The sequence below is a fragment of the Microvirga aerilata genome, from assembly GCF_016743775.1.
Lineage (GTDB): Bacteria > Pseudomonadota > Alphaproteobacteria > Rhizobiales > Beijerinckiaceae > Microvirga > Microvirga aerilata.
Map to the genome: position 1 here is coordinate 1 of NZ_JAEQMY010000142.1, position 8743 is coordinate 8743.

12 protein-coding genes and 2 pseudogenes are annotated in these 8743 nt (G+C 60.7%); 6 read left to right on the plus strand and 8 right to left on the minus strand.

The window, feature by feature from the left end:
• Positions 1-129: 129 nt before the first annotated feature.
• Positions 130-261: a hypothetical protein gene (locus tag JKG68_RS34380; RefSeq protein WP_281399259.1), complete on the minus strand. Its 132-nt coding sequence runs from the start codon at positions 259-261 to the stop codon at positions 130-132.
• A gap of 171 nt (positions 262-432) precedes the next feature.
• On the opposite strand from JKG68_RS34380, the pseudogene JKG68_RS29565 reads away from it, so the two are divergent.
• Positions 433-671: pseudogene (locus JKG68_RS29565) on the plus strand (transposase); the annotation flags it as partial.
• A 98-nt stretch (positions 672-769) separates the two neighbouring features.
• Here JKG68_RS29565 and JKG68_RS29570 read toward each other — a convergent pair.
• From JKG68_RS29570 to JKG68_RS29590, 5 genes are all read right to left on the minus strand, one after another.
• Complete coding sequence (locus JKG68_RS29570; protein WP_202065705.1) at positions 770-910, minus strand: hypothetical protein; 141 nt, start codon at positions 908-910, stop codon at positions 770-772.
• A gap of 41 nt (positions 911-951) precedes the next feature.
• Positions 952-1257, minus strand: a complete 306-nt coding sequence (locus tag JKG68_RS29575) for a hypothetical protein (RefSeq protein ID WP_202065706.1) — start codon at positions 1255-1257, stop codon at positions 952-954.
• A gap of 25 nt (positions 1258-1282) precedes the next feature.
• Positions 1283-1576, minus strand: coding sequence for a hypothetical protein (locus JKG68_RS29580; RefSeq protein WP_202065708.1), 294 nt, complete (start codon positions 1574-1576; stop codon positions 1283-1285).
• The gene (locus JKG68_RS29585; protein WP_202065710.1) at positions 1573-1782 is read right to left on the minus strand and encodes a hypothetical protein; all 210 of its coding nucleotides are present in this window, start codon (positions 1780-1782) and stop codon (positions 1573-1575) included. The genes JKG68_RS29580 and JKG68_RS29585 overlap by 4 nt, the downstream gene beginning before the upstream one ends.
• A 139-nt stretch (positions 1783-1921) precedes the next feature.
• Complete coding sequence (locus tag JKG68_RS29590; RefSeq protein WP_202065712.1) at positions 1922-2131, minus strand: cold-shock protein; 210 nt, start codon at positions 2129-2131, stop codon at positions 1922-1924.
• Positions 2132-2515: 384 nt separating this feature from the next.
• Here JKG68_RS29590 and JKG68_RS29595 point away from each other — a divergent pair, with 384 nt between their 5' ends.
• From JKG68_RS29595 to JKG68_RS29605, 3 genes are all read left to right on the plus strand, one after another.
• Positions 2516-3235 carry a polyamine aminopropyltransferase gene (locus JKG68_RS29595; protein ID WP_246516036.1) on the plus strand — a complete coding sequence of 240 codons (720 nt, stop codon included), beginning with the start codon at positions 2516-2518 and terminating at the stop codon, positions 3233-3235.
• Between the two features lie 132 nt (positions 3236-3367).
• On the plus strand, positions 3368-3544 hold the full coding sequence (locus JKG68_RS29600; protein WP_202065714.1) for a hypothetical protein: 177 nt from the start codon (positions 3368-3370) through the stop codon (positions 3542-3544).
• Between the two features lie 188 nt (positions 3545-3732).
• Positions 3733-4848: an alpha/beta fold hydrolase gene (locus JKG68_RS29605; RefSeq protein WP_202065716.1), complete on the plus strand. Its 1116-nt coding sequence runs from the start codon at positions 3733-3735 to the stop codon at positions 4846-4848.
• Positions 4849-4886: 38 nt separating this feature from the next.
• Here the strand turns inward: JKG68_RS29605 and JKG68_RS29610 are convergent, their stop codons facing one another.
• Positions 4887-5486, minus strand: a complete 600-nt coding sequence (locus JKG68_RS29610) for an ATP-dependent Clp protease proteolytic subunit (protein ID WP_202065717.1) — start codon at positions 5484-5486, stop codon at positions 4887-4889.
• Between the two features lie 152 nt (positions 5487-5638).
• Here JKG68_RS29610 and JKG68_RS29615 point away from each other — a divergent pair, with 152 nt between their 5' ends.
• Positions 5639-6079, plus strand: a complete 441-nt coding sequence (locus JKG68_RS29615) for a ribbon-helix-helix domain-containing protein (RefSeq protein WP_202065718.1) — start codon at positions 5639-5641, stop codon at positions 6077-6079.
• 100 nt (positions 6080-6179) lie between these two features.
• Positions 6180-7448, plus strand: a pseudogene (locus tag JKG68_RS29620) (extracellular catalytic domain type 1 short-chain-length polyhydroxyalkanoate depolymerase).
• Between the two features lie 490 nt (positions 7449-7938).
• Here the strand turns inward: JKG68_RS29620 and JKG68_RS29625 are convergent.
• Complete coding sequence (locus tag JKG68_RS29625) at positions 7939-8631, minus strand: PRC-barrel domain-containing protein (RefSeq protein ID WP_202065719.1); 693 nt, start codon at positions 8629-8631, stop codon at positions 7939-7941.
• Positions 8632-8743 lie beyond the last annotated feature (112 nt).

The window sequence follows — 8743 nt, forward strand, 5'->3', positions numbered from 1 at the left end:
CGGACGACCGCGCACCAAGACGCGCGTGACCCGCTTTGCGGCGTTGGCGCCGGCCTTCTGAATTCGCCGACAGTATCACCTTTATGTAGGCTCTCCAACCCAAATTGCGAGGGAAAGCCTTGATCCCGGTCAGAGAGCCTCCCGCTTGACCAGGTGCAGGTAAGTCGGATCGAACTCGCCCGCCGTCCTCAGCCCCTCCCAGTACAGCACCTTCAGGGGTTTACCGTGCAGGGAGATCAGGCCCTCGCCTTGATGTTGCATGGATGGTCGGGCTGGTGCCCGCAACTTGGTAGCGCGGAGACCTATTCGGCTTCTGATCAAAGATCTCTGCCATGCCCTTCAAAGCCAATGCCGCTCGCCGCCATCGCATCCCGAAGCAGCGGCGCCGGGAGATGAATTGGGCGAAGTACGACACGATGTCCTGGCTAATGAGGGAGCCTCACAGTCTGGTTCTCTGACGAGGCGATTGCCGCCTGGCGGGCCGAACCGCGGACGACCTGAGGCGGTCAGCCCCATTATTCGGCTCTCACCATCAGAATGGGCCTAACGCTGCGGACGGTGTTTCGCCTGGCACTTCGTCAAACGAGGGCCTGATTGGCTCGATCCTGAGGCTTTGGGGCCTTGATCCGGTGGTGCCGGACCATTCCACCCTCAGCCGTCGCGCCGAGACCCTCGAAGTAATAAGACCAATCGATCCCCATGATGAGACCTGATCCCGCCAAGTCGACGCGTTAAATAGGGATCTTTCAGCAGGTGATGCGCAAAGGCGCTAACGCTTGCCGCCGGATGGTTTCGCAGGTGTGCTGCCTTTGCCCTGGTTCGCGAAGGGCGAGGTCGGTATGGCCTCCTTCGGCTTGTCCTTCTTCGGCTTCTTTGCCTCACGGTTGCCGCGTTGCTCGCCTTTGGCCATGGCTGGTCTCCGTTATCCGTCGGTTCGTGGGAGTGATCATCTCAGTCGTGAGTCGAATTGTCGAGCAGATGGTCGAAATCGGCCATCACGCGGTCGATCAGCCTGCGGCGGCGCAGGTCGCTTGCATCCAGGCTCTGCGCCAGGAGGCCGAGCAGATAGCGTGCCTTCTCGATCGCCTCGAGCCAATCGGCGGCGGGCGCGGCCGCGAGCAGGTCTTCGAGCTCCGCCTGTCTCGCCCGCAGGGCATCCTGGTCGGCTTCGACCTCGGACCTCAGGCGGCGAAGGTCGGTTGCCTTCTGGGCTGCCATGCCGCGATGGGTGTCGAGATTAGTCGGTTGATCGTTCATGATCGGCTCCTCTCTGCTCTGCAGCCTAAGCTCTCTCGGTCAGCAGGCGGGCCAGCGTCTTGGCGGGTCGTTCATTGGGGCCGATGGGCTCGGGGGTCACGGCGTGCCACCCGTGCGCCTGAAGCGCCCAGGCAGCGTCCGAGAGGCTGCCGAGCGGTTCGTGCGGCCAGGCCGGCTCGCCTGTGGGCGTAAGGATCATGAAGCGCTGCGATGCCTTCATGCCGACACGGGCGATGTAAAGGATCTCATCGTCTCCCCGAAGCAGCGCGACAGGATCGTAGACCTGGGATCCGCGGAAGAAGGCCTCGCCGCTGGTCAAATCATCGATGCCTTGGCGGCAATCTCGCTTTCGCGCACGGCGCGCTCGCCGTAGCCGGACGATTTGATGCGGTACGAGACTTCACCCGACTGGTCCGCCGGCATGAGACGCGTCACCTCGTAGATGCCGCTTGCGCTTGCGCGCTTGTCCGAGATGCGTGGATGGGTGATGCGGACCAACTGATGAACCTGATATTTGTGCGACATGCATTCCTCCTGGAGATTGATTTGACCGGGCAGGGTCGAGCGGATCATCCAGCCGGTGCAAACGAAAAAGCCGCCCCACGGGGGAGCGGCTTCAACGTTTGGCGGCGCAGGTCTTTTGTCCCGCGCCGGTCATCGGCGATTACGCCATCTCGATGTTGTTGACGGCGACCTTGCCGGAGCGGCGGTCTTCGGCCGTGTCGAAGGCAACCTTCTGGCCCTCGACGAGGCCGCGCATGCCAGCGCGCTCGAGAGCGGTGGCATGAACGAACACGTCCTTGGTGCCGTCGGTCGGCTGGATGAAGCCGAAGCCCTTCATGTCGTTGTAGAACTTTACGGTGCCCGTAATCATTGGGGTAGCCTTTCACGATTGCTGCAGATGCACGGGAGCGAAGGCGCGCAAAAGCGCGGCCTCAACTCTGTTCGTCGATGTAATGGTAAGAAAGTCCGAACGTGCGCCTGGAAAGACCAAAAGCGAAACGACCCGATTGTCCGGCCAAAATCCCATGAAAACGATATAGTTCTTTTCTGGAGTGATAACAAGGACTGTTTGTCTTTGTCTCTAACAGAGGCAGAACTTACCAGATGGGAATGCAATTCAAGCCAGGACTCTGGTCAGCAGGGGGGCGGCTTCAACATTGATCAGGCTCAATCAGTGCACATCATGGACGGCAGTTCTTTGGCTATCGCGGATACGCTAATGAAAGCACTATGAACGCCTAATGCGGAGTATGCCATGAGTGCCCTGTTCGAGGAGCTTGATTATCGCCCCACCCCAATGGGAGCGCTCAGCCTTCGGCGCCGACGCGATCTCGTGAGCGGCGGTGACATCTACGAGATCAAGCTTGGTGACGAGTTCCTGATGTCGAGCCTGTTCACCGCATCCGAGATCGCCCTCGCACGGCTCGGGCTCGCAGCCCTGGCCGGAACGTCCCTCGATGTGGTTGTCGGCGGCCTTGGCCTTGGCTACACCGCACGCGCGGTGCTGGAGCATGCACAGGTGGGCTCGCTCTTAGTGGTCGACGCCCTTGCCGAGGTGATCGAGTGGCACCAGCGGGGATTGCTGCCGCTCGGGGCCGAGCTGACCTCTGATCCACGCTGCCGGCTGGTTCTCGGCGACTTCTTTGCCGGGGCCGCTTCAGAGGCGGGCTTCGATACCGACCACCCTGGACACCGTTACCACGCGATCCTGGTTGATATCGACCACTCGCCGAAGAACGTCCTGCATCCAAGCCATGCAGCGCTCTACACCGTCAATGGTCTCATGCGCCTTGCGGCACACCTCCATCCTTGGGGTGTCTTTGCCCTGTGGTCGAACGATCCTCCGGACGATGAGTTTCAACAGACCCTTGGTGAGGTGTTTGCGACCAGCCATACGCACATCGTTGCCTTCGACAACCTGCGGAAGGATGGCGAGGTGACGAACACCGTATATATTGCAAAGCGTGGTCGCTAAGAACCCTGGCGGGGCTTTCATTCCTCGGATTGGCGTCAGCCACCTTTCAGTCCGCTTGATCGCAGTGGATCACTCGCGGGCGCTCAGGCGTTCCCATTATCCACGGAGATACGCATAGTCCAATTTGCCATCTTGAAGACCCTCGCCACCATTGCCGTCACACGTGTTGATGGTGAATATTGCATTCGGATCGAGGATCGGTCTGGCGACACTGCGGTTTATCGCGCCGTGTCCGATCAAGTTGTCGACTTCGCTGACAGCCTCAACGACCTCGTTTCCGATGAAGACGAGGAGCAGGCCGTTGGATAAGGCTCTCTGAAAGCATCGGTGCAATTGGGGACCATCAGCCCCGTCTGGGACATTGTTCCCCCCGCAGCCAAGCACCCGCGTGCCCGAGGAGGCCTCCTTAGAAAGGGCGATTGTTGCAACTTGCTGCGTTGCAGCAACCGGCGGGTCGCCTAGGCGTTCACTACGATCAGCCCACATGGAGAGCATGCATGTCCCGCACTAAGACGAGAGCCGAGACAAGCCCGCACGACCAAGCTGGGACGACCCTTCACTCGACCCACCCGCAATGGGCTAACGGCCATCACCATGGGCGGACGACTGCAACGTCGGACAGCGCGCATCCAAGCGAGAGCTCTCATTCGAGCCGTTGGCGCTGGCTCGCGCCCGTACTGGTAGGCTCGGCCGCAGTACTGGGCGCTGCTGTTCTGTACAACCGGCAGAAAACCAGGGCTGCCAAACGCAGGACGCCGCCGATAGGCCGGTTCCTCGATGTTGATGGCGTGCGTCTGCACTACATCGAGCGCGGCGAGGGCGAGCCTATCGTGCTGATCCACGGCAACGGCACCATGATCCAGGACTTTAGTGTCAGTGGTCTCGTGGACCGGCTGGCATCCCGCTATAGGGTCATCGTATTCGACCGCCCGGGGTATGGTTACAGCACCAGGCCACGCCAGCTCTGGACGCCCCGCGCTCACGCCAAGCTCTTCCAACGCGCACTGGGGCAACTCGGCGTAGAGCAAGCTGTCGTCCTAGGGCACTCCTGGGGCACCCTGGTCGCCGTGGCCCTTGCCCTTGAAGATCCATCGCTTGTTGGCAGCCTTGTGCTTGCCTCGGGCTACTATTACCCGACATTGCGAGCCGACACGTTCCTGTTCTCGCCACCGGCTGTTCCAGTGATCGGCGACGCGATGCGCTATACCATCTCTCCTCTGGTCGCCCGCGCTATCCTACCGGGCCTGATCAAACAAATGTTCGCGCCAGCGGAGGTGCCGGAGCGGTTTGAGAGGCAGTTCCCCAAGGAAATGATGCTCCGTCCGTCGCAACTGCGCGCCGCAGCTGAGGACGCAGCCCTCATGACGCCCTCAGTAATGGAGCTGCGGCACCACTACAGCGAGCTGCGGATGCCGGTCACAATCATCACCGGTGCTGATGATCAGATTGCGGATGTTGGCCGTCAATCGGAGCGCCTGCACCGGGAACTGCCGCAGAGCGAGTTCATTACACTTCCAGGGCTCGGCCACATGGTCCATCACCTGGATCCAGATGCAGTCGCCAGTGCGGTGGAACGTGCCGCACAGAAACGTGGAGAAGAGGCACGCGACTAGCCCCGAGTTGTTCCTTTGAAGTTTAAGCCGAGCGCCGTTCAATCCGGCAGTCCGGCGAGATACTGGTCAGTCAGATAGAACACATCCTGGATCGGCATCGTTGGAATGATGATTTCCTCGATGAAGCCGTTCCGCAGAGCATCCTCGGCAAAATAGATCGTCGTGCGGCTGGCTGCGGCCTCCACATCCTCCACCGAGAGAGGCACCGCAGCCTGTGGCGCCGTCTCAGACGCAATCACGCGGTGGGTTTTCTGGTCCACCGCAAGCAGCTCCATCTCAGATTTCTTCAGGTCGGAGTAGCTGTACCAGTCGGGCAGGGAGACTTTTGAGAACTTTGTCTGATGCACCATGAAGCTGGAGGCCGGAAGGCCGTAGCGGCTCTGAAAGCCGAGGAAGAAAAGCACGCCCGCCGAGTCGACGCTCGACATGTTGTAGATGGTCGTTCGCTCCGGCCTGGCCTTGAAGAAGTTGTAGAGCTCCATTCCTGAACTCGGATTGCCGCCACCTGTGACCAGATAGACCACGAACTCGTCTACTCCTCCTCTGGCGGCACTGATTGAGAAGACATAGCTTGTGAGCGCGTCGCACATCTTCTTGCTGATGATGGCGCTGCAATAGATGTGCTGGACAATAGGCATTACTGTCTCCTGATCTGATCTCATAGCCAAGCTCGGGCTCGGCTGAAGATGCTGCCAGTGACATAGACGCGAGGCAGCGGACTGAATTCAGCAAAATGTGAGCGTCGGGTCTTGAACGTGCCGGATGAACCATCCACCTCCCATCCAGGTAGATGGTAGCAGGGGGGTTAGAAGTGGCCAACAACATGCACAAGCTTCGGCTCAAGGCCGCAGACAGCGAGAAGATCACGATCAACCTCGGCTATATCGATATTGGCCATATCGATCTCCTCGTCCAAGAGGGCTTCTACTCTAACCGGACCGACTTCATCCGCACTGCTATTCGCAACCAGCTTGATCGGCACAACGATGCTGTCAGGAAATCGGTCGAGCGACACCAACTCGACCTCGGCTTGCGCCACTACAGCCGCCAAGATCTTGAGGCCGTGCAAGCAGCTGGCGAAGTGCTGCACATCCAGGTTCTCGGTCTCGCCAGCATCGCCAGCGATGTCACGCCAGACCTCGCCCAGCAGACGATTGCCTCCCTTCACTTCCTTGGCGCTTTGCACGCCAGTCCTGCTGTCAAAGAGGCGCTGAAGGGGCGAATGCGCTGACCATCTGGTAGCGCCTGTCTCACCGCCTCAGAGCCTGCCCGACCCTTTCCAACGCGGTTCAGGGGCAGGTCCCGCTTTGCCCAACCACAGGATTGAACCCATGAACACGAAACCAAACATCAACATGCTCGAGGCGGCCCGCCTAAGTCGTGAAGGCCGGCTCACCGAAGCCACGGCCCTCCTTCAGGGTGGGCTTTCGGGTCGTCACCCACAAACGACCTCAAGCCGCGCCAGGGAAGATGAAAGCAACCGCGCAGCAGGGCATTTCCGTCGCATTATCGATATAGTGCCACCACCTGCTAAGGGAGGGGCCTGGACCCCGCCGAGATTCGACTTCCCACACAGTGCCTCTCATCCTCTTGGTGGTCTCGCCGGAGCGTCAGGCCAGCCTCAGGTGCCGGAAGCCTCACGAGGTTTCCTCGACCGCATGGGCCAGCCCGGCTCCCTACCCGGCCTGGATGGCTTAGTTGGAGGGGGGCCAGCCCGTGCACCGGCCCCGCTGCCGGAGGGAGCGCTCTTCGATGAGCGCACCTTTGCCAACGAGGCGGGAAGCCGGACGTATAAGCTTTACATCCCAAGCGGCTACACGGGTCAGCCTGTGCCGCTCGTGGTGATGCTGCACGGCTGCACGCAATCGCCGGACGATTTTGCGGCCGGCACGCAGATGAACGAACTGGCCGAAGAGCAGACGTTCCTGGTGGCTTACCCGGCGCAGGCACAGTCCGCCAATGTCTCGAAGTGCTGGAACTGGTTCAACGCAGGCGATCAGCAGCGGGATCGGGGAGAACCTTCGCTGATCGCCGGCATCACTCGTCAGATTATGCATGACTTCTCCGTCGAGCCGGGACGCGTCTATGTTGCTGGGCTCTCAGCCGGCGGGGCAGCAGCGGCGATCATGGGCTCGGCCTACCCAGACCTCTATGCGGCGGTTGGGGTCCACTCCGGCCTAGCGTGTGGGGCTACCTGTGACATGCCCTCAGCGTTTGCTGCCATGCGGCAGGGCGGGACGCCTCAGAATGGTGGAGCCAAGCAGCCGGTGCCGACGATCATGTTCCACGGCGGTCGCGACACGACCGTGAACCCCGTCAATGGGGGCCAGGTTATCGCGCAGTCGAAGGCGGGCTCTGATCTCGAGACAACGGTCAGCCGCGGATAGGCTCCGGGCGGGATCAGCTATACCCGCACGGTTGCGTCCGATGACAGCGGACACCCGATGCTGGAGCATTGGGTTCTGCATGGGGCCGGCCATGCCTGGTCCGGAGGAAGTCCGAGTGGGTCCTGCACGGAACCAAAGGGTCCCGATGCCAGCCGTGAGATAATGCGCTTCTTCCTAAAACACCCGAAACCGAGAATTGCCTCCCACGCGTAAGCCCAATGAGCCCGCCAACCACCGTCGTGGTTTGGCGGGCTCTGATTTGATATGTGTCGCCTCATCAGAAAAGGTTGGCCATCAGATCAGGAATCACATCCCCTGCCTACATGATCAACCAAGCGGACAGTGCCTGTACTTCGTTGTTACGGGACAAGGGCTGAATGGGCCTCTGGCGGCAACCTGCCAGATGACGGCTGCCGCGGTCGAGAAGGCCCGTGCTTTTGTCGCTGGCGGAGTGCTCAACGTCCTCATCGCTGATGCAGACGGGCGGCAGCATCCCCCCGGACGACTTCCACCGGCTTCTCCTTGGGACCCAATCCTTATGAAGCCGCTTCGCAGCCGGAACATGGTCCCTTGGAAGGCGCTTCTTGAAAGGGCAAGCTTAGCCATTTGGCGAGAGGCAGATCCTGTCGCTCGCCTTCGGAGGCACTTGCATAAGCTACGTCACAGCACTGATCGGCTTCATAGGCGCAAGCCTGTACTTTGGTTAGGGGCGACCTACAAAGAGCGCATCGTTCCGGGTACGCCATGCCTCGTCCGACAGCCACTTGTAATCCTGATCGGGCATGTGCGGCACAGTCTTCACCTTCGCCTCGGGCATGGGAAGGAAGAAGCTGTCGCGCTCCTGTGAGACCTTGAGATATCGGATCGGCACGACGATGCTGTCCTTCCCGGGCGTGAAGAACCCTCCCGAGGCCACAATCGCATAATCGCGGCGGTCCTTTGTCCCAAACACGACGTTCCTGACCTCACCAACGATCTTGTCGTCAGCACTTCGCACTTCGGCGCCGATGATCTGGTCTGCCCGCAAGCCGGGGGCAAGCTCGTCAATGTTGATGAGCGGCTTGGCATCCTTGTCAGCACGACGCCCTTGGACAGCGCCGCGCTGGGTCTTTGGCTCCCGCGCGCTCATCTGCTTCTCGGCCCCATCTTCGTCGTTGCCGCCCAAGGAATCCATCGGAGGGCCAGCAAGGAGTTCACGGATGTTGCCCAGGAGGCGCTCGCAGTCGTCATAACGCCCGTAAGACCAGAGGGTGATCGCGGCGTCGCGCAAGTTGCGCAGGTCACGTACTGTCTGGCGATTGGCAACCCCGCGAAGCTCGGGCCGTTGCAGGATGGCTTCTTCAAGCTTTGCGTCTGCGATCTGGCAGTCGGCCATCGCTGGTGTGACACCGAGCATGCTGAGGAGAGTAACTGTGAGGAGGATTGCTGACGTCGGGACAACCCACTCAATCCAGACTGGCGCCAGGGCATGTCCCCATCCCGGCGGCTCATCCGCACCCGCACCATGG